The 22685-nt window shown below is 34.6% G+C and carries 22 protein-coding genes; 10 read left to right on the plus strand and 12 right to left on the minus strand.

Going from position 1 to position 22685, the window contains the following annotated elements; translation table 11 throughout:
* Positions 1-22: 22 nt before the first annotated feature.
* Positions 23-538 (minus strand): RNA polymerase sigma factor, encoded by a 516-nt coding sequence (locus ABXQ82_RS04720; RefSeq protein ID WP_367055619.1) that lies wholly within the window; start codon positions 536-538, stop codon positions 23-25.
* 159 nt (positions 539-697) lie between these two features.
* Between ABXQ82_RS04720 and ABXQ82_RS04725 the strand changes: the two genes are divergently transcribed.
* Entirely contained in the window at positions 698-2458 is a 1761-nt protein-coding gene (locus tag ABXQ82_RS04725; protein ID WP_367055622.1) for a hypothetical protein, read from the plus strand.
* Between the two features lie 657 nt (positions 2459-3115).
* On the opposite strand, the gene ABXQ82_RS04730 is transcribed toward ABXQ82_RS04725, so the two are convergent.
* Entirely contained in the window at positions 3116-3370 is a 255-nt protein-coding gene (locus tag ABXQ82_RS04730; protein ID WP_367055625.1) for a DUF1016 N-terminal domain-containing protein, read from the minus strand.
* 623 nt (positions 3371-3993) lie between these two features.
* Here ABXQ82_RS04730 and ffh point away from each other — a divergent pair.
* The 5 genes from ffh (at position 3994) to ABXQ82_RS04755 (ending at position 10342) form a co-directional block, all read left to right on the plus strand.
* The gene (gene ffh, locus ABXQ82_RS04735) at positions 3994-5322 is read left to right on the plus strand and encodes a signal recognition particle protein (protein ID WP_367055628.1); all 1329 of its coding nucleotides are present in this window, start codon (positions 3994-3996) and stop codon (positions 5320-5322) included.
* Positions 5323-5373: 51 nt separating this feature from the next.
* Positions 5374-5748 (plus strand): four helix bundle protein, encoded by a 375-nt coding sequence (locus tag ABXQ82_RS04740; protein WP_367055631.1) that lies wholly within the window; start codon positions 5374-5376, stop codon positions 5746-5748.
* 119 nt (positions 5749-5867) lie between these two features.
* Positions 5868-6746, plus strand: a complete 879-nt coding sequence (folD, locus tag ABXQ82_RS04745; protein WP_367055634.1) for a bifunctional methylenetetrahydrofolate dehydrogenase/methenyltetrahydrofolate cyclohydrolase FolD — start codon at positions 5868-5870, stop codon at positions 6744-6746.
* Between the two features lie 29 nt (positions 6747-6775).
* Positions 6776-7498: a TIGR02206 family membrane protein gene (locus ABXQ82_RS04750; protein WP_367055637.1), complete on the plus strand. Its 723-nt coding sequence runs from the start codon at positions 6776-6778 to the stop codon at positions 7496-7498.
* A gap of 324 nt (positions 7499-7822) precedes the next feature.
* Complete coding sequence (locus ABXQ82_RS04755; protein ID WP_367055640.1) at positions 7823-10342, plus strand: M14 family metallopeptidase; 2520 nt, start codon at positions 7823-7825, stop codon at positions 10340-10342.
* A gap of 6 nt (positions 10343-10348) precedes the next feature.
* Here ABXQ82_RS04755 and ABXQ82_RS04760 read toward each other — a convergent pair whose 3' ends face one another.
* The 8 genes from ABXQ82_RS04760 to ABXQ82_RS04795 all read right to left on the minus strand — a co-directional run bounded on the left by ABXQ82_RS04760 (position 10349) and on the right by ABXQ82_RS04795 (position 16810).
* Positions 10349-10774 carry a VOC family protein gene (locus ABXQ82_RS04760; RefSeq protein ID WP_367055643.1) on the minus strand — a complete coding sequence of 142 codons (426 nt, stop codon included), beginning with the start codon at positions 10772-10774 and terminating at the stop codon, positions 10349-10351.
* Positions 10775-10805: 31 nt separating this feature from the next.
* A complete protein-coding gene (locus ABXQ82_RS04765; protein ID WP_367055646.1) occupies positions 10806-11570 on the minus strand; it encodes a pseudouridine synthase in 765 nt (254 codons plus the stop codon).
* A gap of 17 nt (positions 11571-11587) precedes the next feature.
* Positions 11588-12415: an alpha/beta hydrolase gene (locus ABXQ82_RS04770; protein WP_367055649.1), complete on the minus strand. Its 828-nt coding sequence runs from the start codon at positions 12413-12415 to the stop codon at positions 11588-11590.
* Entirely contained in the window at positions 12416-12784 is a 369-nt protein-coding gene (locus tag ABXQ82_RS04775; RefSeq protein WP_367055652.1) for a cupin domain-containing protein, read from the minus strand. It abuts the gene before it with no gap.
* Positions 12785-12850: 66 nt separating this feature from the next.
* Complete coding sequence (locus ABXQ82_RS04780; protein ID WP_367055655.1) at positions 12851-13831, minus strand: YitT family protein; 981 nt, start codon at positions 13829-13831, stop codon at positions 12851-12853.
* 9 nt (positions 13832-13840) lie between these two features.
* On the minus strand, positions 13841-14395 hold the full coding sequence (locus ABXQ82_RS04785) for a hypothetical protein (RefSeq protein WP_367055658.1): 555 nt from the start codon (positions 14393-14395) through the stop codon (positions 13841-13843).
* A 72-nt stretch (positions 14396-14467) separates the two neighbouring features.
* Positions 14468-16009 carry a helicase HerA-like domain-containing protein gene (locus ABXQ82_RS04790; protein ID WP_367055661.1) on the minus strand — a complete coding sequence of 514 codons (1542 nt, stop codon included), beginning with the start codon at positions 16007-16009 and terminating at the stop codon, positions 14468-14470.
* A gap of 93 nt (positions 16010-16102) precedes the next feature.
* A complete protein-coding gene (locus ABXQ82_RS04795; RefSeq protein WP_367055664.1) occupies positions 16103-16810 on the minus strand; it encodes a hypothetical protein in 708 nt (235 codons plus the stop codon).
* Between the two features lie 118 nt (positions 16811-16928).
* Between ABXQ82_RS04795 and ABXQ82_RS04800 the strand changes: the two genes are divergently transcribed.
* A complete protein-coding gene (locus tag ABXQ82_RS04800) occupies positions 16929-17558 on the plus strand; it encodes a 7-carboxy-7-deazaguanine synthase QueE (RefSeq protein WP_367055667.1) in 630 nt (209 codons plus the stop codon).
* Positions 17559-17671: 113 nt separating this feature from the next.
* Positions 17672-18007 carry a DUF202 domain-containing protein gene (locus tag ABXQ82_RS04805; protein ID WP_367055670.1) on the plus strand — a complete coding sequence of 112 codons (336 nt, stop codon included), beginning with the start codon at positions 17672-17674 and terminating at the stop codon, positions 18005-18007.
* A 585-nt stretch (positions 18008-18592) separates the two neighbouring features.
* Here ABXQ82_RS04805 and ABXQ82_RS04810 read toward each other — a convergent pair.
* Together ABXQ82_RS04810 and ABXQ82_RS04815 are read right to left on the minus strand one after the other, a co-directional pair.
* Positions 18593-19021, minus strand: coding sequence for a peptidylprolyl isomerase (locus ABXQ82_RS04810; RefSeq protein ID WP_367055673.1), 429 nt, complete (start codon positions 19019-19021; stop codon positions 18593-18595).
* Between the two features lie 207 nt (positions 19022-19228).
* On the minus strand, positions 19229-19726 hold the full coding sequence (locus ABXQ82_RS04815; RefSeq protein ID WP_367055676.1) for a metallophosphoesterase family protein: 498 nt from the start codon (positions 19724-19726) through the stop codon (positions 19229-19231).
* A 424-nt stretch (positions 19727-20150) separates the two neighbouring features.
* Here ABXQ82_RS04815 and truA point away from each other — a divergent pair, with 424 nt between their 5' ends.
* Complete coding sequence (truA, locus tag ABXQ82_RS04820) at positions 20151-20894, plus strand: tRNA pseudouridine(38-40) synthase TruA (RefSeq protein WP_367055679.1); 744 nt, start codon at positions 20151-20153, stop codon at positions 20892-20894.
* On the plus strand, positions 20895-22661 hold the full coding sequence (locus ABXQ82_RS04825; protein ID WP_367055682.1) for an ABC transporter ATP-binding protein: 1767 nt from the start codon (positions 20895-20897) through the stop codon (positions 22659-22661). It abuts the gene before it with no gap.
* Positions 22662-22685 lie beyond the last annotated feature (24 nt).

Raw genomic sequence — 22685 nt, forward strand, 5'->3', positions numbered from 1 at the left:
TTCAGTCTTCCGTCCTTTTTTTCTAAAGTTCCTCAATATCTTTCCGCAACTTCGCTAAAGCCCCATAAATACGTTTTTCAACCGCTTTGGTAGAAATATCCAACAATGCAGCAATTTCCTTAAAACGTTTCCCTTCAACGCGGTTCATCATAAAAGCAACCCGTTGTGCTTCGGTTAAATTTGCGAGTGCTTTTTGTAATTTATCATTATACTCGCTTTCCTGCATTAAAAATTCAGGACTTTCATTGGTGTAATGTTTCGGTTTGGTCTGTTGGTGCTTCAACACTACTTTTTGATGCGCCACTTCATTCAGCATTAAATTATTGGCAGTGGTAAACACAAAACTCTTTGCTTTATCTGGAGAAATCTTTGCACAGTTTTGCCATAATTTCACAAAAGCTTCCTGTACTTTATCCTTCGGGTTTAATAAATCCCCATACTTATAATATAGAAAATTGTGTAAATCTTTAGAGTGTTTATTAAATATTGAAGAAAATAAACGTTCCTCACAAATATTTTCATGTAGCGGTTTGCTCATATGTATTGGCAGTTGATGCCTCTAAAATAGCGTTTTTGGAATTTATTTTTTAGAATTTGGAATTTTTATTTTTTGATTTTTTTTAAATCGGGGGTAGGAGTTTTTAAAGTTTAGCTGTTTTATAATAAAATGCTTTGTTTAACCCAAAAACATAATACCATGAAAACTTATCTTAAATTTTTATTAGTACCTTTTTTTGCCTTATTACTGTTCACCTCGTGTCAGGAGGAGAGAGTTGACATTACTCCTCCTAATGAGGCTGAAGCTCTTGTAGCAGATTCCGAACTAACTGCTTTTATTAGTTCCGCCTCTAAAATGGACGGATCTGATGACAACATTATCGATAGAGCGAGTTGTTTGTCAATTAAATTACCTGTTGTTGTTAAAGTTCGCGGACTTGAAATTAGAATCAATTCTAAAGCCGATTACAAATTGATCGAAAAGATTTATGATGAATTTGATGACGACGACGATCGACTGGATATTATTTTCCCGATCACTATTATTAATTCAGAACATGATGAAATCGTCATAAGCAATGCTGAAGAATTAGCTGCTTTTGTTGCCGAATGTAAAGGCGAAAATGAAGAGGATGACGATATAGAATGTATCGATTTTCAATACCCAATTTCTTTTTCGGTTTACAATGGAGAGTTTCAAATCATCAATGTTGTTGAAATTGAAAACGATAGACAATTACACAAATTCATTAAACGTGTAAAAAATTCTGAAGTTTTTGCAAGCCTTAACTTCCCTGTAACTATGGTGTTGGCCGATGGTACTACTGTTGAGGTAAACAATAATATAGAATTGGCAAGAACAATTAAGGACGCTAAAGACGCTTGTGATGAAGATGATGATAACGATCATAACGACGACGATTTTACCAAAGAACGTTTAGACGAATATTTAAAGAAATGTCCTTGGGTAGTGTATGAATTCAAAAGACAAAATAACAGTTTAACAGATAAATACGGAGAGTATGCACTTAACTTTAAAGAAGAAGGTGTTGTTACCATGCGTGCTAGAAATGGCGATATCTTAACAGGTACTTGGAGTACTAGAGTTGGAGATAGAGGTGCTTTAATTAAGATGAAATTTGAATCATTAACAGACTTTACTTTAGAGTGGTTTGTTTACGAAATTGAAGAAGGAAAAATAAAGATTTATGAAGCTGGTGGTAATAAAATTATCTTAAAACGAAACTGTGATGTGATTGTTGACCATACCAAGGAACGTGTTCAAAAATATCTACAGGAATGTTTATGGAGAGTTGCACGATTGAGTGTTAACGGTGCCGATAACGAGAAAGATTATATTGGCACACCTTTAAAATTCTATGGAGGAAATAAAGTAAAAATCAGAGTAAACGGTGAATTGGTTGAAGGTACATATGAAATTCTAGTCAAAAACATCGGGATTGGTTTAAGAATAAACCTTGAAGGAAGACCAGATTTAAAGTTAGAGTGGTTAATTACATTCTTGGAAGAAGATGTGATCAAACTGTCTAACGCTAACAATAAGATGATTTTAGAGAGACATTGCCCTGATATTGATGATGATTTGAATTATGTTGAAAAGATACTTGTCTCTGGAGAATGGGAAGTAGCTAAATATGATGACGGGTTAATACATGTCATAGACCCTACCGAAAACTTTAAAGGGTACTCACTTAACTTCATAGAAACTGGAAGAGTAAAAGTGACAGATCCAAATAATGGTACTAGTGCCGGTTCTTGGTTGGCTTATAGAAACGATGGCCTGCACCTAGGGTTATATTTTGGAAGAGATTCACAACCCTTTAGTGAGTTAAACCACAGATGGAGAATCAAGGAGATTAAGCCCAATAGAATTGAATTGAAAGATTTAAACGCTAACGGAGGTATAGAACGCATATTAGTATTGGAAAAGAAAGAATAATTAAAAGGAAACTCCTCGAGGCTCTGTCTCGAGGTTTCTATTGAAATTGTCATTCCGGTGCAAACGGGAATCTAAATAAATAATTTTATAGAAATAACTTATTGCTTTTGGTTAATAAAAGGTCATCTTAACGTTTCGGTTTGTAGGTTGATAAAAATAAGATGGGCTTTGTTAAGGCTGCTAAATTTAATTTAGCAGCCTTTTTTTTAGTGAAACCCAAATTTGAGAAGTTTTGAAAAAACGTACTCAAGTTTGATGGTTGAACCTGCCTTTGCCGGCAGGCAGGTTAATCCCGAAAAGGGGTCGAGCTTTTCACTATATCTTATGCTTTTGTCATTACTGCGAAGGCAGGAACCCACTAACAAATGTTTAGCTTCAACAAAAGTTCTTAGACAATTTAATGTAAAAGCAAAAGGATGCCGTTTCAATCTCTAACGCGAGTGTATTTGCTAAGTTCTGTTATAGCTGAAAATTTATTTTTTACCTGAGGAGTTTTTTTCATCTTAAAATTCTATATAATAAATGTTTACTTTTTTTTAATATAATTTAAGATTGCTGGTGCTCGTTTGTAACGAGTATCATAAATTATGTTTTAAGCAAATTGTTTCTGAATATAGCCATATTGTACATTTATTTCAAATAGTATATTATTTTAATTTACTCAATACGGTACTCGTTACAAACGAGCACTAGGGGTAAGTCCTTTGAAAGTAGGTCTAGCAATTCTTTTCCATACTCAGCTTTTATATTGCCTTTTTGTTCGTATTCAACAATATATTTACCTGTATTCCAATTAGAAAGAGTAAGCTCTGCGTTTATTGCTTTAATAGCCTTCTGCCTTGCTTTTAAGAACGATGAGCCGATTTTGTTTAACAGTTCTTTGTGCTCTTTGTTTTTGGGTAAGCTTTGCATTAAGTGTTGTTTTAAATTAGTGTGACGCTGTTACACTTTTTGATAAATACAAAGATAAAACTCTCAGGCCTGTGATAGATTTGTTGAAAACGAGGTTTTTGAATCAAAATCAGAACTGTTTTCTTCTGGCTCGTACCTCGCTGTGGGCTTTTCTATGGACTTGCAGTCCATAGTGGCTTATTCGTCTTTTTAAATCGGAATAAACGATAGGAATAATTAACTTAACTTGGTTTAAGTAAGTTTCTTTATTAAATGGGATTTTAAATTTCAATCGTGATGTTTTTCAAATTACTTACAATGTTTCGCGGATATGCGGATATACAATCGTTTTATATCTTATATTAAACGAAGGTAGTTGAAAAATTTTACAAAATAAAGCTATGTATTAATTTGAAGCAAACCAAAACAATCAATATTAAAAAAAATTAAACCCTGTAAACCCTCAATACAATTTACAACAACTATTAATTTTCAGAATAAGGCGTTAAAATCTACTTAGCCATGCAATGAAACAAGTTTAAGTAAAAGCAAAATTCAAGCCATGAAAAACAAAATATTTCGTTATTTTTGCACCTTTAAAATCAATCATATAAGCAGACTGCTTACTGAATACTTGAAAAACTATGTTTAATAATTTAAGCGAAAAATTAGATAAAGCCTTACACGTTCTTAAAGGACACGGCAGTATTACAGAAGTAAACGTAGCCGAAACCTTAAAAGAAGTAAGACGTGCGTTGCTGGATGCCGATGTTAACTTTAAAATAGCCAAAGAATTTACTGTAAGGGTAAAGGAAAAAGCACTTGGACAAAACGTATTGACTACGTTGCAGCCTGGGCAATTAATGGTTAAAATTGTTAAGGACGAACTTACCGAATTAATGGGGGGCGATGCCGAAGGTTTGGATTTGTCTGGAACACCAAGTGTTATTTTAATGTCTGGTTTGCAAGGTTCTGGTAAAACAACATTTTCTGGTAAGCTTGCCAATTATTTAAAAAATAAAAAGACTAAAAAACCTTTATTGGTTGCCTGTGATGTGTATCGTCCAGCAGCAATCGATCAATTACATATTGTTGGAGATCAAATAAATGTTGAGGTTTTTAGTGATAAGGGAAATAACGATCCTGTGGCTATAGCGCAAGCAGGGATTGCGCATGCAAAGGCAAACGGACATAATGTGGTTATTATAGATACCGCCGGTCGTTTAGCGGTAGATGAAGCGATGATGACCGAGATTTCTAACATCCATAAAGCCATTCAGCCGCAAGAAACACTATTTGTTGTAGATTCTATGACAGGTCAGGATGCTGTTAATACTGCAAAAGCCTTTAACGATATCTTAAATTTTGACGGGGTCATCTTAACAAAATTAGATGGAGATACGCGTGGCGGTGCAGCTATTTCAATTAAATCCGTAGTTGATAAGCCTATTAAATTTATTGGTACAGGGGAGAAGATGGAAGCGATTGATGTGTTCTATCCATCTCGTATGGCCGACCGTATTTTGGGAATGGGAGATGTGGTATCTCTTGTTGAACGTGCCCAAGAACAGTTTGATGAAGTAGAAGCTCGTAAACTTCAAAAGAAAATCGCTAAAAACCAATTCGGGTTTGATGATTTCTTGAAACAAATTCAGCAAATCAAGAAAATGGGGAACATGAAAGACCTCGTCGGCATGATTCCCGGAGCTGGAAAAATGATGAAAAATGTTGATATCGACGACGATGCCTTTAAAGGTATTGAGGCCATCATCCATTCTATGACACCAAAAGAACGTACAAATCCATCAGTACTTAATGCCAGTAGAAAAAAGCGAATTGCAAATGGATCTGGTTCTACGGTACAAGAAGTCAATCAATTGTTGAAGCAATTCAACCAAATGAGCAAAATGATGAAAATGATGCAAGGTGGTGGCGGTAAAAAGATGATGCAGATGATGAAGAATATGCGTTAATGTTTAGTTTACAGTCTCAGTCTCAGTCTCAGTCTCAGTTTTCAGAAGTTTATGGATTTTAAGGATTTATTGGCCTACAAAAAAGCATTTGATTTATCAATGACAATTTTTGATATATCAAAATCTTTTCCGAAAGAAGAAACCTATTCTTTAACAGACCAAATAAGAAGAAGTTCTCGTTCTGTTTGCGCAAATATATCAGAAGCATATAGAAAAAGAAGATATCCTAAACATTTTATAAGTAAGCTTACGGATGCAGATGGCGAGAATTCTGAAACAAGTACATGGTTAGATTTTGCACTAGCTTGTAAATACATTTCATCTGATGATTATTCAAAATGTTTAGCAGAAGGAAAAGAAATTGGGAAGCTAATAAATTACATGATTAACAATCCAGGTAAATTTGGAGTGAAAACTGAAAACTAAAAGAACAACAGTAAGTCGCTAGAGTAAGAACTGCGACTTAAACTAAAAACTAATAAAGCGCATGAGTAAGTCGGCAGAGTAAGAACTGCGACCGCGACTGCGACTGAAAACTATTTATAATGACAATCCTAGATGGTAAAAAAGTAAGCAACGACATCAAAAACGAAATCGCCGAACATGTAACTTCAATGATTTCAAAAGGAGAAAAAGTACCGCATTTGGCTGCAATCCTTGTTGGTTCTGATGGTGCAAGTATGACTTACGTAAACGCCAAAGTTAAAGCCTGTGAGCGTATCGGTTTTAAATCTACCTTAATTGAACTGCCCGAATATACTTCCGACGAAGAATTACTGGAAAAAATACACGAGTTAAACACGAACGATGATATAGATGGGTTCATCGTACAGTTACCTTTGCCGGAACAAATTGATGAGCAAAAGGTGTTAATGGCTGTTGACCCTGATAAGGACGTAGATGGTTTCCATCCTACAAACGTTGGGAGAATGGCTTTAGATTTACCAACATTTTTGCCGGCAACACCATATGGAATCATGGAGTTATTGGAGCGTTATCAAATTGAAACCTCAGGTAAAAAAGTGGTGGTTATGGGAAGAAGCCATATTGTTGGTCGCCCTATGAGTATTTTAATGAGCCAGAAACGAAAAGCTGGAGATGCAACGGTAACAGTTGTTCATAGTCGTTCTAAAAATCTAGAGGACATTACCAGAGAAGCAGATATTATTGTTGCTGCCATTGGGATTTCAGAATTTTTAACTGGAGATATGGTTAAGGAAGATGTAGTGATTATTGATGTTGGAATTACTCGTGTTCCAGATGCTACCAAAAAGAACGGTTACCGATTAGCGGGAGATGTACACTTTGAAAGTGTGAGTCAAAAAGCAAGTTTTATTACACCAGTTCCAGGTGGTGTAGGACCAATGACGATTGCGATGTTATTAAAAAACACCTTACTTGCCAGAGAAAGACACAATCAATAAATATCAAATAGAATTAATTAAATTGCATCATGGACTTTTTTAGTTTTGATGCAATTTTTTTATGCGCTAGAGTTGCCGTTGGTAGTTTGCAGCATTTGATTCCAATAGTTGTGGCACTATTATTTTGTGTGGTTTTTATAAACTTTGCAAAGTATAAATTACATAAGAAACAACAAGAATTAGCCATTCATTTGGTAGCTTGGTTTATAAGTCTCTCAGTTTTAGTTTTTCATATTTACTATATATTAAAAGGAAATTATGATGTTGCTACAGATTTGCCCTTATACCTCTGTAGTTTATTGGGATTGCTAATCCCGATCTTTACACATTACAGAAAATTATGGATGTATGAAATTTTGCTGTTTTGGATTATAGCGGGAACTTTTCAGGGGGTGATCACTCCAGATATTGCAGAAGGATTTCCTAGTTTTGATTTTTTCAGATATTGGATTGTGCATTTAGGATTATTGACAGTTATTTTTTATGCGACTTTTGTATTTAATATGCGTCCAAAACTAAAGAGTGTTTTTAAGTCTTTTTTAGCCTTACAGCTTTATGTCATCCTAATGATTTTGGGAAACTATCTTTTAGATGCGAACTATTTTTATTTAAATGAAAAGCCTGAATCAGCATCACTTTTAGATTATTTTGGAGCATGGCCATGGTATGTTATACTTGCTCAAATAGTAGTGATTCCGTATTTTTTATTGATTTATTTGCCTTTTTATGTAGTTGAAAGAAGGAAGAAATAGCGTAAAGTTGTTACTTCGTAAATTTTGTACTAGGTTTTTAAATACTTTGTGATAGAATAAAGTTGTATTTTTAATAATATTTTTTTAGTACATGACAAAAAATAAAATATCTCATTGAGACCCGAGAAAAAAAATTTTCAAGCGGTAAAAATGACATTTCATTAAATGCTTGATTTTAAATTATTTAACAAATCTGTCAATGGTAGCGCAATCGAAATGCCATAAAAATTAGAATCCCTAATGTCTTCGACTGCGCTTAGACCTACATTTAGCCTTCCATTGTATTTTTTGTCGTGTACTTGTAATATTTTATAATAAAACCTCATGAAAAATTACTTGTTCGTTTTACTCGTTTTTGTTGTAGCGCTACTAAAAGCTCAAAATCAATTTGAATTAGCATATCATTTACCTCAAGATGTTCAGTATAATGCGGCTATTCCAACACCGGAAAGTGTTCTTGGTCATCCTGTTGGAGAATGGCATGTAACCCATGATAAGTTGGTCGAATACATGAAAGCCTTAGCTAACGTTTCCGATAGAATTACCATTGAAAACCTTGGTAAAACATTTGAAGGCAGACCTTTAATATTACTTACCATAACGTCACCTGAAAACCACCAAAACATTGAAAACATCAGGTTGAAACATTTAAAATTAATGGATTCAAGTAGTGATAAATTAAATATTCAAACGATGCCATTAGTTGTGTATCAAGGGTTTTCAGTACATGGCAATGAGGCTAGTGGCGTTAATGCAAGTTTGTTATTAGCCTATTATTTAGCAGCTGCACAAGGTTCTGAAATTGACGAATTATTAAAAAATACGGTCATATTATTAGACCCCGCTTTAAATCCCGATGGTGTACAGCGCTTTGCGTCTTGGGTAAATATGAATAAAAGTGAAAACCAAAATGGTGATGCTAACGATAGGGAATATCACGAAGGTTGGCCAAAAGGAAGAACGAACCATTATTGGTTTGACTTAAATAGAGATTGGTTACCTGCGCAATTACCAGAATCTAGAATCCGAATTGAAACATACAATAAATGGATGCCCAATATTTTAACAGACCATCATGAAATGAGCACTAATTCTACATACTTTTTTCAACCCGGAGTTCAATCTAGAGTGCATCCATTAACACCCAAAGCGAATCAGGTTTTAACCAAAGAAATTGGGAATTACCATGCTAAAGCATTAAATGAGATAGGATCTTTATATTTTACCGAAGAGCGTTATGATGATTACTATTACGGAAAGGGCTCTACTTTCCCGGACATCAATGGAGCCATTGGGATTTTATTTGAGCAAGCAAGTTCAAGAGGTCATGTTCAGGAAACTATAAATGGTAAATTAACGTTTCCGTTTACGATTAGAAATCAATTTAAAACGGCTTTGTCAACCCTCCAAGCAGGTAAAGACATGCGCGTAAAATTATTGAACTATCAAAAGGAATTTTTTATAAATGAACGACAAGAAAATTCAAAAAACAGCATAAAGGCTATTGTATTTGGAGATGAAAGTGATGCGGCCAAAACCTATCATTTAGCTGAAATATTAAAGCGTCATAATATTAAATTTCACAAACCAAATGCAGATATCACTATAAACCGTAAGACATTTAAAAGGGAAACAAGTTTTATTGTTCCAACACAGCAAACAAGAAGCACGATAATCAAGGCAATGTTTGAAAAAAGAACGACGTTTTCTGATAGTTTGTTTTATGATATTTCTGCATGGACTTACCCATTAGCATTCAATTTAGACTATGCTGAATTAAAATCTACATCAAATGTTGGCGAGTTAGTCCAAGATTTAAAGCTTAAAAAAGGATTTGTTTCTGCTAAAAGTAATTATGCCTACTTGATGCAATGGCATGAATATTATACGCCTAAGGCATTAAGTAAAATGCTGGAAAAAGGATTACGAGTTAAAGTTGGTATGCAGCCGTTTTCATTAAACAATAATGCGTTTGATTACGGAACTATTTTAATTTCAGTTCAAAATCAAAATTTGAATGAGAACGAACTATTCACCTTTTTAAATCAAGTTGCAGAAGAGAGTCATGTAAAAATAGTTGGTGTTAATACAGGGTTAACTCAAGGTATAGATTTAGGGAGTTCACAGTTTAAAAAAATAGAAAGACCCAAGGTTGCATTATTGGTTGGAAATGGTATTACTTCTTATGATGCAGGAGAAGTTTGGCATTTATTTGATCAGCGTTATCAAATGCATCTTACAAAATTAGATGTGATTTTATTAAGAAGGGTGGATCTTTCAAAATATACAACCATTATTGTCCCTAGCTCAAAAATGAAATTAGATAAAAACACGGTAGATAAACTAAAAGCATGGGTAAAAAGTGGAGGCACAATTATAGGCTATAAAAATGCGGTAAAATGGTTATCGTCAAACGAGTTTATAAAATTGGAGTATGTCGAAGCAAAGGTTGAAGCTAAACATGTGAGTTTTGAGGAGAAAGCAGATTTTAAGGGTGCTCAAAATATTGGAGGTGCTATTTTTGAAACTGAATTAGATAGATCCCATCCTATAAATTTTGGTTTTTCAAATGATAAATTACCGATGTTTAGAAAAACGAAAATCTTTATTAAACCAGATAGTTCCAGCTATAATAATCCCATAAAATATACTAAGAATCCACTTTTAAGTGGTTATATTTCAAAGCCAAATTTAGAGGTTCTTAAAGAAACTGTTCCTTTCCAAATAAAAAAGTTAGGTAGTGGAAAAGTGGTTGTTTTCACAGACAATACAAATTTTAGGGGATTTTGGTATGGCACTAATAAATTGCTAATGAATGCTGTGTTTTTTGCAGATATGATGTAGCTCTTATTATTTAGCAAATAATTGAGACATGTCCTTAAAAGCCTTAAACTCCAAGGCATTTCCAGAAGGATCATAAAAAAACATAGTAGCTTGTTCTCCCGCTAAGCCTTCAAATCTTATGTAAGGCTCAATAACAAATTTTATGTTTTTATGTTTTAAATCCTCAGCGAAAGTGTGAAACACATCCCAAGGTAAAACAACCCCAAAATGAGGGATAGGAACGTCTTTCCCATCTACAGGATTAGTAGCCAAACTCGATGTGTTTTCCTTTGGTTTATAGTGAATGACTAGTTGGTGTCCGAAGAAATTAAAATCTACCCAATGGTTGCTGCTTCTACCTTCCTCACAACCCAAAATATCACGATAAAATAATCTGCACTTCTCTAAATTGGAAACAGGTATTGCTATGTGAAAAGGTGTAAAATGCGACATTTTGATGCTATTTTGGTATAAGTGTTCTAATTTACCTTGTGCTTTTCTTAGTGTTGTTTTTTAGAAATGTTTTTGTGCTGTCTTCCAAAAGCGTATTCAATTCCTTAAATTCTTCTTTTGTGAGTTCGCGATATTCCCCAACTGGCATATCTATTTTAATGTTCATAATCCTGACACGTTTTAAGGTTTGTACCTCATAATTCAAATAATCGCACATACGTCGAATTTGTCTGTTCAGACCTTGCGTTAAAATAATTTTGAATTTGTATGTGCCCAGTTTTTCGACTTTACATTTTTTAGTGGTTTTATTTAAATCTGCAAGAGGAATGCCGCCTTCCATACGTTGAATAAAAGTTTGGGAAATTGGTTTATCAACCGTTACAATATATTCTTTTTCGTGATTATTGCTGGCACGCAGAATCTTATTGACGATATCACCATCATCGGTCAATAAAATTAAACCTTCACTTGGTTTATCCAATCTTCCGATAGGAAAAATACGTTTTGGATATTTTATAAAATCAATGATATTATCTTTTTCAACTGAAGTATCCGTAGTACAAACAATACCAACGGGTTTATTGAAAGCTAAATAAACAAAAGGATCGTTGGTGTTTTTTATAGTTTCGCCATCAACGGCAACGCTGTCATCTGGAGCTATTTTTGTTCCCATTTCTGGAACAATGCCATTTATCGTTACTCTACCAGCTTCTATAAGTTTATCGGCTTCTCGTCTTGAGCAATACCCAACTTCACTTAAAAATTTATTGATACGTTTTAGTTTTACGTCTGCCATGGTTCAAAAATACGAAGTTATGCGTTTAAAAAGTCTAAAATATGTTGGTAAACTTTATTAGATTTAAGCCTGTGTCCTGAACCAATGGTTTTAATTAAGGTAGAATTTTTATACGCACGATGAATATCCAAAGCCTCTTTATAAGAAATAATTTTATCCTTTTTATCGTGGATGATCAAGCCTTTGATTTGAATATTGCTATAAAAATTTTCAACACAATAGTGTTCCGGCAAATGGTTGAAATGCTTCAAATAATAAGCATCTATAGCTTTTACAACCCTACTGTTATACTTCATCATATTCACGTAATTCCCAACGGATATGGCAAGATTTGAAGGTGCTCCTAACAAAACTATTTTTTCTACAGAAGGAAGCTCATGGTTCTCTAGTGCGATAGCACAAGCTGTGCCACCTACGGAGTGACCAATAATAATATTAGGCTTAAATTTTGAGATCACCACCTTAAGGCATTCAGAATAGAGAGGCGCATTAAATATTTTATTGCCCGAAGCACCATGTGCAGGTCCATCGATAGACATGACGTTGTAGTCTTTTTGTTTTAAAAGTTCTATTAAATCTTTCCATCTAAAAGAATTACTGTCCCAGCCATGTACCAATAAAATGGTCTCTTTGCTACCTTTCCAATGGTATGTCTTTATTTTAAAACCATTGTATGTAATATCTTCTTGATTGGCATCTTTTAAATAGGAGATAGCTTCTTCATCCAGTTTGGCATCACGGGGTGTCGAGAATAAGCGAACAGCTAATTTGGCTGCGTAGGCAGGGGAGATGTAGCTTATAAAATTTATGGAAGCCCCAACGAATTTGGTAAGATTGTCATTCATTTAATCTTCCCTATTTACTAAATCCATAGAAAAAGCTGGTGTGCAAATAGCCAAATATTCACACATTTCTGTAAACGGATTGGAATATTGTACTCTGGTATTTTTTTCAATTTTAATAGATTGACCAGCTTCTAAAACAATAATTTCATCTTCAATAATAAATTGTTTTTTGCCTCGAATGACAAAAGTGTATTCGTCAAATTCTGGTGTTTGAAAAGGTTCGCTCCATCCAGCAGGTGCTTTCATGTGGGCGATACTTATTTTAGAATTACCGTCTGTAGCATTTCCAAAATGTTCTTCAATTATCTTTCCATCTGATGTTGGAACAACAAAAGGATTATTTTGAATGGTATATTTTTTTTGAGACATATATTATTCTTCAAATTCCAAATTCCAAGTTTTAAATTCCAAAACTCAGAATCCTTAATAATTTATTTAATGCTGGTTTTTTAATGGTTTTTTCTTAATCATGCCGCCTTTTAAATCTTTTACGACACCCATAACCACAAAAGCATTCCTATCAATTTTATCAATTTCGGTTTGTAGTTTAGCAAGTTCTAAACGGGTTACAATCGTATAAATAATGTCTTTGTCATAGCTTTCTCCGCTTGACCCGTAACCACCTCTTCCTGCATAGATAGTGCAAGCGCGTCTTAGCTTTTGGGTAAGCATTATTCTCATTTCTTTATGCTTGTTTGAAATAATGGTAACGCCAACATATTCTTCAACACCATCAACAACAAAATCGACCGTTTTTGCAGCAGATAAGTATGTTAAAATGGCATAAAGTGCAGTTTCCATAGATAGAACATAAGCACCAACTGAGAAGATTAAAATATTAATAAGCAAGAGCACATCACCAATAGTAAGTGATAGTTTTCTTCCTAAATAAATAGCCAAAACTTCGGTGCCATCAATAACGCTACCGCCTCTCATGGACATCCCAATACCTAAACCTAAAAAGAATCCACCAAAAACAGCAATAAGTAACTTGTCTTCTGTGATGGTAGGATAGTCCACAAAATGTACGACTATGGCTAAAAATGCAATAGCTATGATGCTCTTTATGGCAAATTTATTCCCAATAGTTTTGGACGCTAAATAGATAAATGGCCCATTAACAATGATTAAAAGGACACTAAGGTCTAGCGCCGTAACATTCTCAAGAAGTAAAGAAATACCTGTGGCGCCACCATCAATAAAGCTATTTGGCAATAAAAAACCCTTTAAACCAAAACCAGCTGAAAATACACCAATTGCTATAAAAATATATTCTTTGATGGCATGTGATAATTCTACATGTAACCGTCTTACCAAAGGTTCAATCTCTTTTTTGCTTATAGGTTTGTCTATCTTCGTTTTTTCGAGTTGTTTTCGAGCTACATCAATCAGTATTTTAGATAAAAAAGGATTCATAATTTGGTTTTAGTGCCAGTTGATAAAAAAGTACTTGATTTTTGCATTATCGGGAATATGTGTTGCTTCAATATTTAAATCCATATCAACCCTCAGGTTTGAAGGTAATTCTTTTTTATCTATTGTAAAACTTGCATTAATACTATTTACAGTAATTACGATAGAATTGATTAAATTATCAATTCTTGAAATTTTATAACTATTAGAGATATCTTTGAAAGTGCTTATGGTAGAGATGTTTTTATCAGTTTTATAGCGTTCATCCATAATTCTAACCGTTTCAATAACGGATGTTGAATCTAGGGATTGAGAAGGTGTTAGCACCAAAAGCTGTTTGCCGGTTTTTTCATAGATTTCAATGTCATTTTTATTGCCCATAAATTCATCGCCACCAATACGCTTTACAATAGAATCATTACTGAAAATGGTTTCTAAATCTTTCACTTGGGTGGAATCATTTAACAGTCCAACATGTTGCTTAGATATTTGAAATGGGTCTTGCGCTTTGTTGCAAGCAACGCAAAGTACCACTATTAATAGTATGTAAGTTATTGATTTATTCATAAAAATTAAATTATTAGTTCTGTAAGTTTTATTTTCTTTCGTTAAGGAAATCTTGATGTATCGTAAAAGGGATTATTTTCGCATCACTTTAGTAAGAATACCAAATACACTTCTTATAAAAGTGGCACTCGTCAACACTTTTACAATAGGATTCATTCGGGTGCTTTTGCGTCTGGTTGCCGTTGTTCTTTGTTTAGACTCCGCTTTTTTAAGCGCTTCCTTTTCTTGTCGTGCTTTTTCTTTAGCTTCTTCGGCTTCCGCCTTTTTTATTTTTTCATTGAGTAACTCGTAAGCACTTTCTCTATCTATCGTTTCGTTGTATTTTTTAGCCAATTTCGATTTAGAAAGTAAAGCTGCTAATTCCGTTTCATTCAAAACGTCCATTCTACTCATTGGCGCGCGCATCATAGTTGCGGCAAGAGGCGTAGGGCGTCCTTTTTCATCTAAAGCAGAAACTAACGCCTCGCCAATTCCTAAGGAAGTTAAAACATCCGAAGTGTCATAATATTCAGAATCCGGATAGTTTTGGGCGGTCAGCTTTATAGCTTTTCTATCTTTAGCGGTAAATGCTCTTAAGGCATGTTGTATTTTTAAGCCTAATTGTCCCAAAACAGCTTCGGGGACATCCGTCGGGTTTTGGGTTACAAAATATAAACCGACACCTTTACTTCTAATCAGTTTTACAATGCTTTCAATTTGATTTAAAAGTGCTTTTGATGCTTCATTGAATATCAAATGTGCTTCGTCTATAAATATGATGAGTTCTGGTCTGCCACTATCGCCCTGTTCAGGAAATGTGGAATAAATTTCAGCCAATAAACTCAGCATAAAAGTTGAAAAGAGCTTCGGCCTATCTTGAATATCTGTTAGTCTGATAATGTTGATATACCCACGTCCGTTTTCATCAATTCTTAATAAATCATCCACTTCAAAAGATGTTTCGCCAAAAAACAATTCAGCACCTTGTTGTTCCAATTCTATAATTTTACGAAGAATAGCACCAGTTGAAGCAGTAGAAATTCGTCCATAAGCTTCGGTAAATTCGGCTTTGCCTTCATTGGTGGCGTAATGTAGAATCTTTTTAAAATCCTTAAGATCTAAAATAGGCAGTTTATGATCGTCACAATATTGAAAAAGAACAGCAAGCACACCAGATTGCGTTTCACTTAAATCTAAAATACGGGATAAAAGAACAGGGCCAAATTCACTAACCGTAGCCCTTAAACGCACACCATCTTGTTCAGAAAGCGTTAAAACTTCTACGGGAAATGCTTTGGCTTCAAAGGGCAAACCAATTTTTTCGTGACGTTCGTCAATTTTTGCATGTCCAGGACTTGGTTTTGCCAAACCACTTAAATCGCCTTTAATATCCATTAGCAGCACCGGCACACCTTTTTCACTTAAATTTTCGGCTAAAACCTGTAACGATTTTGTTTTTCCAGTACCAGTTGCACCAGCAATTAAACCATGACGGTTCATGGTTTTTAAAGGTATCTTTACATGTGCGCCAGTAACGGTTTCGCCATCTAACATTGCTGCACCAACAGGAATGAAATCGCCTTTTGTGGTGTTGCCATCGGTAATGTATTTGAAAAAAGTTTCCTTGTTGCTCATATGCTTCAATTTTGCATAAAAATACAGGAAAATAGAATAAAAAGAAGTTTAGGACTTAATTCTTTTTAAATGGGATAAGGTTATGCTTTAAAATTATCTATAAGCTTCATAGATTACCACAATGTTCTCGGTATGGTCCGTTACATTTATTGTAAAACCATCGCTATTAAAGCTGGAAACTGAAGCCGCTGTTAAGCCTAAACTATTTCCGTTTTGGTTAGCATATCTTACACCTATGGCTCCAGAGCTAGATGCATATCTGGAAATGTCGTTTATTGAATTTCCATTTCCTCCATTAAATATAACTTGTTGGGCAATAGTACCGCTATAATTGGTAGCATACCCGGTCATAGAGCCAAATACGTTTTGGAATGTATTATTATTGTTGCCCACACCGTTGTCTGCATTGATATTATAAGTTTCAACATTGGCGTACGCAGTAAATTTAATTTGGGACGGACTAAAAGGTAAACCGGTAATTGACTGGCTCCCAGTAGAAGTAATTATAAATTTACCCATGTAAACTGAAGAACCAGAATTTAGGGCGCTCCAACTTGGAACTGCAGGTGTCCCAGAATTATATTCAAAACTGTTCGTAGAGATATTATAAATTAACAAACCGTTAGCTGGCGTTGAGATTCCATTTCGTTGGGTTGTTGTTAATCTAGGGGTTAAAACACCTTTATTGGAAGATTCAACATGTAAGACAGACGAAGCGTGAGGGTTTGTTGTGCCAACACCTACCTGAGAGAAGCTAAAATAACCACATAGTAGTATTATAACGAAAGCTATTTTTTTCATTTTTTAGAGAAATTGAGGCAATTTACTCTAAGTTAGGGGTAGTACAAATCTACCAAAAATCAATTGTAAATCAAAATTTTTAATGATAAGAAAAGTAATTATGTATCTTTGCCAACCTATGAAAAAAGAGATCCAAACATTAGTAAATAAAGGCGAAATGTTACCTTTAATGGAGGAATTTTATACCATTCAAGGCGAAGGATTCCATAAAGGAACTGCGGCTTATTTTGTGCGTATTGGTGGCTGTGATGTTGGTTGTCATTGGTGTGATGTAAAGGAAAGTTGGAATGCCGATCTGCATCCGCCAACAGAAACTGCAAAGATTGTTGAAAACGCTAAAAAATATAGTGATACCATTGTAGTAACGGGAGGCGAACCATTAACTTGGGACATGACGCCTTTAACGACCCAACTAAAAGCCGAAGGATTACAGGTACATATTGAAACTTCTGGGGCTTATAAATTAACAGGTATTTGGGATTGGATTTGCTTATCACCAAAAAAAATGAAATTGCCTACCAAAGAAATTTACGAAAAAGCACATGAACTTAAAGTGATTGTTTATAATAAGGATGATTTTCGCTTCGCGGAAGAACAAGCTGCCAAAGTAAATAAGGATTGCATTTTATATTTACAACCGGAATGGAGCAAACGCGATAAAGTAGTGCCGGAAATTGTGGATTATGTGATGAAAAATCCAAAGTGGAAAATTTCACTTCAAACGCATAAGTATTTAAATATTCCTTAGGACTTAAGAATTGTGCTTGTGTGTTGTAACCGATGAAGTTTAACGAACTTCATAGAATTTTGTAAATTAGAGTTTTAACCAGATAAAAACATCTTGTGAAATCACCTGTAAAATTGAAAAAAATAAAACTCCTGCGTTTTGGTCGTGATTTTAAGCCAGACGAACAGGTTATTTTAAGAGATTACCTCGCCATAGAACGTACACGATTGGCAAATGAGCGCACCTTATTATCTTATATTAGGTCGTCTTTATATCTGCTTTTGGGCAGTATTGCTTTTTTTCAGTTAAAGGATTTTCCTAATTTTAAATATTTAGCCATTACATCATTAGTATTCTGTATTATATTTTTTGTGATTGGCGTGTATCGATTTACGCTGCTTAAAAAAAGTTTGAAACGTTTGTATTATATGTCTAATCTAGAAAATGAAAAAACAACGAATTCTGATTAAATTGATGCTCAGGAAACGTATAGAATTATAAAGAGGCTGTCTGAAAAGTGGTTAATTTTTTGTCAAACTGAGCCTTTCGGCTCAACTCAAGACAGGCTAAACTCGAAGTTTTTATGTTTTGAAAATCAGGGTATTTCTATAATGCTATGCTTTGCACCTTCAAAACAAAAAACATTTTGTTTCTCGTTAATGCTCAATATGCTATTTAAACTAAATATTAGCCATTGTGCACTTTGAATTTAAATAGGGTTAATGTGTCTCGTTCGGGTGATCTTGAGGAACGAAATTAAGTGGTTTTTAAATATCGAAAGATAAACTGAAATTCTTTTAAAGTTTACATTTTAAGATAACTATTAATTAAATGCCTGTCTGCTGGCTCTTAGGTTTGTTTTTAGTTTTTTTATCCTTTAACCACTTTGAAGTAGATAAACAATCTGCCGAATGAAGGGCTCATCAAAAAAACTGATTTTATCCAAAATGAAAGAGACACCTAACTCCATAAAAAAAGCATATTATTTTTTGAAAATAATATGCCGTAAGAGTTAGCAAGTCCTCCCCATTTGGGGAGGATTTAGGAGGGGCTTTCTATTTTATCTCAACAAGTTCTAAATCGAACGTTAAATCATGTCCAGCTAACGGGTGATTCGCATCTGCAATAATATGGTCTTCGTTAACTTCGGCTATTCTAAATTGTACTTCTCTACCATCTTCTCCCTTAGAAGCTAGTCCCATACCAACCTCAGGTGCCATATCTGGCGGCAATTGTTCTTTTTTCACTTCGTAGAACAATTCTTTTTGCACATCACCATAAGCTTCTGCCACGGGAATAGTAATTGTTTTTTTCTCGTTTAATTTCATGTCAACGATACCTTTTTCAAAACCTGGAATAAGCATCCCTTGTCCTAAAGTAACCTCTAAAGGTTCTCTCTCTAACGAACTATCAAAAACTTGACCGTTGCTTAATTTTCCTGTGTAATGTACTTTTACCGTATCATTTTCTTTTACTTGACTCATAAATAATTATTTTACTTTTTTAAATAAGGTTGCAAATTTACGATTAATTAAGTAAAACGCCTTCCTTAATCCCTCCGAAGGAGGGAAACTAGCTAGCCCATCCCAACCTTCCCAAAAGGAAGGAGGCACTTAATCCTATTAAACTACTTATTTTTTGAGGAAATAATATGCCGCAACAGTAAGCAAGTCCTCCTGTTTGGGGAGGATTTAGGAGGGGCTTTTAAACTCAATAACCTCCAGATTATCAATTTTTTTGCCATCGATAGTAAAGCGAAGCATGGTTCTGACTTTATGAAATCCATGTTTTCCAACAGCGCCCGGATTCATGTGTATTAAATTCAATTTTTTATCGGGCATGACCTTAAGAATGTGCGAATGTCCACAAATAAACAACCGTGGCGGATTTAGTTTTATAGCCTCCCGAACGCGCATATTATACGCTCCAGGATAACCGCCAATGTGCGTCATCCAAACATCAACACCTTCGCACATAAAACGGTTGTGTTCTGGAAATTCTGTTCTTATTTCGGCATCGTCAATATTTCCGTAAACAGCCCTAATTGGTTTTAACGCTTTTATGGCGTCGGTTACTTTTAGAGCGCCAATATCGCCAGCATGCCAAACTTCATCTGCATTTTTTACGTGTTTTAAAATGGCATCGTCAATGTAGCTGTGGGTGTCTGAAAGGAGGAGTATTTTGGTCATTGGTGCTGTTCCGATAGCTATCGGAATTATTTCAGTATCTCTATGTTAAACTTAAGTTTGTAAAGTTATGGATTATTGGTTTAATGTGTTACAATCAATATAATTCATTGCAACTTTACTTTAGTATCATTTTCGTATCCATTGTATCATTTTATTCAAAGGCATGTGTTGGTAAACTTAAGATGAAGAATTTTCTTGATTTTTTACTTCTTTTCCTTTTGCTACAAAGATTCCATCCCTATGGGATTTTTTTTAGCTCCAGAGGAGCGTAATCTTTATAGACCGAGGCAAAAAATATTAGAAAGCTCCAAAGGAGCGAAATTTAACCGGACAATAGTGACTTTTAATAATTAATTAAGATGAAGCTTTATGCAGGACTATTAAAACTATCTATCTTTGTTGTTCCACAAAAGGATTAAAAATAGTGCGATATTTTATAGAACTTTCTTATAATGGCGGCGCGTATCATGGGTGGCAAATTCAGCCTACGGCAATTTCAGTTCAGGAGGTTTTAGAAAAGGGATTGTCTAGATTGCTCAACGAGAACATTGCAATTATGGGTGCTGGAAGAACGGATACTGGTGTGCATGCCTCACAAATGTTTGCGCATTTTGATACGGAAATTGATTTTGATACGGACGATTTGGTGTATAAACTGAATTCTTTTTTGCCAAAGGACATTGCCGTAACATCGATTTTTAGGGTGAAACCCGATGCGCATGCACGATTTCATGCTACTGAACGCAGTTATTTATACCGCATAAGTACTAAGAAAAATGTTTTTACTTCCGAAAATGCCTATTATTTAAAGCAGAATTTGGATGTGGAAAAAATGAACGAAGCTGCAAAAATTTTATTGGAGTATCAAGATTTTCAATGCTTTTCTAAGACAAATACCGATGTAAAAACGTATAATTGTGATATTAAGAACGCAGAATGGTTTGCAAAAGATGATGAATTGCATTTTGTAATTACGGCAGACCGTTTTTTACGTAATATGGTGCGTGCCATTGTGGGAACACTCATAAATATTGGTTTAGGAAAACTAGAGGTCAACCAGTTGCACAACATTATAGAATCTAAGGATAGGAGTGAAGCAGGGTATTCTGTACCTGCACACGGCCTGTATTTAACCAAGGTAAGCTATCCTGAAACTATTAAATTATAAATGACGAAGCAAAAAGAACACATATTTGATTTGACGCTATTTAAGCGTCTGTTTAAATTTATAAAGCCTTATAAAGCGGTGTTTATAACTGTTTTTATTGCTGTACTCATTATTGCGGCTTTAGGTGTTGCAACGCCTATTTTATTGCAACATGCCATTGATGAAAACTTAACCGATAAGGTTGCTGAAGGCTTTTTGTGGTTTGTTATTGTTATGGTTGTGCTTCTGTTTTTAGAGTTTCTGTTTACGCTGGTTTTTATTTATTATTCGGGTTGGTTAGGGCAGCATGTGGTTAAGGATGTTCGTGTAAAATTATTCAATCACTTGCTTCGTTTTAAAATGAAGTATTATGATAATTCTTCGGTTGGTGTTTTAATTACGCGTTCTGTAACCGATATGGAACGTATTGCAGATATTTTTGGTCAGGGTTTATTCCAGATCTTTAAAGATTTATTGGCTATGGTTGTGGTTTCTGGTGCCATGTTTTATATGAATTGGCGATTGAGTTTGATTGTATTCGCCATGTTGCCAGTAGTTTTATATGCAACACGATTGTTTCAAAAGTATATGAAAAAGGCTTTTGAAGAAGTGCGAACCGAAGTTTCTAATTTGAATTCCTTTGTGCAAGAACGATTGACGGGCATGAAGATTTTACAATTATTTGCTCGTGAAGCGATAGAAAACGAAAAATTCAGAACCATTAATGAACGCCATAAAAAAGGCTGGTTAAAAACCATTTGGTACAACTCTATATTTTTCCCGATTGCAGAATTGTCTTCGTCCATTACTATTGGATTAGTGGTTTGGTATGGTGGTTTAAGTTATGCTTTAGAAAGTACAGCATCTCAGGGTGTACTGTTTGCGTTCATCATGTTCATTCCTAAACTGTTTAGGCCATTACGCCAAATTGCTGATAAGTTTAACACACTTCAAATGGGAATGGTAGCTGCAACCAGAGTGTTTAAAGTGTTGGATACAACATCGCAAATTGACGATCATGGCAGACATGAAGCGGCACATTTTAAAGGCGATATTAAGTTTGAAAAGGTATTTTTTAATTATGTGGCAGATGAAACTGTTTTAAAAGGCATTTCTTTTGATGTAAAAGCTGGACAAACCATTGCAATTGTCGGTGCTACAGGCGCAGGTAAATCGACGATTATCAACTTATTAAATCGTTTTTACGAAATACAAAGTGGCGTGATTGCCGTAGATGGTATTGATATTAAAGATGTGACATTAGCGTCATTACGTACGCAAATAGCTGTGGTGTTACAAGATGTGTTTTTATTCGCAGATACGATTATGAATAACATCACACTCCATAATCCTGAAGTAACAGAACAACATGTTATAGATGCTGCAAAATCAATCGGGGTACACGAATTTATTAGTAGCCTCCCAGGCGGTTACCAATATAATGTGAAGGAACGAGGTGTGATGCTCTCTTCAGGTCAGCGACAATTGATTTCGTTTTTAAGGGCTTATGTTACCAATCCTAGTATTTTGGTGTTGGATGAAGCAACTTCTTCCGTTGATTCCTATTCGGAACAATTGATTCAGAATGCTACGGATAAAATTACGAAAGGTAGAACTTCCATAGTCATTGCACACCGATTAGCCACCATTAAAAAAGCCGATAAAATATTGGTTATGGACGATGGCGAAATTGTAGAACAGGGCACACACAATGAGTTACTTAAAAAAGAGAATGGGTATTACAGGAATTTGTATGAAGTTCAGTTTTTAAAGGAGGCGGTGGCTTAATTAGTTGTGATTTTTAATATATTA

Origin of the sequence: Algibacter sp. 2305UL17-15, from assembly GCF_040720935.1 — a bacterium.
Lineage (GTDB): Bacteria > Bacteroidota > Bacteroidia > Flavobacteriales > Flavobacteriaceae > Jejuia.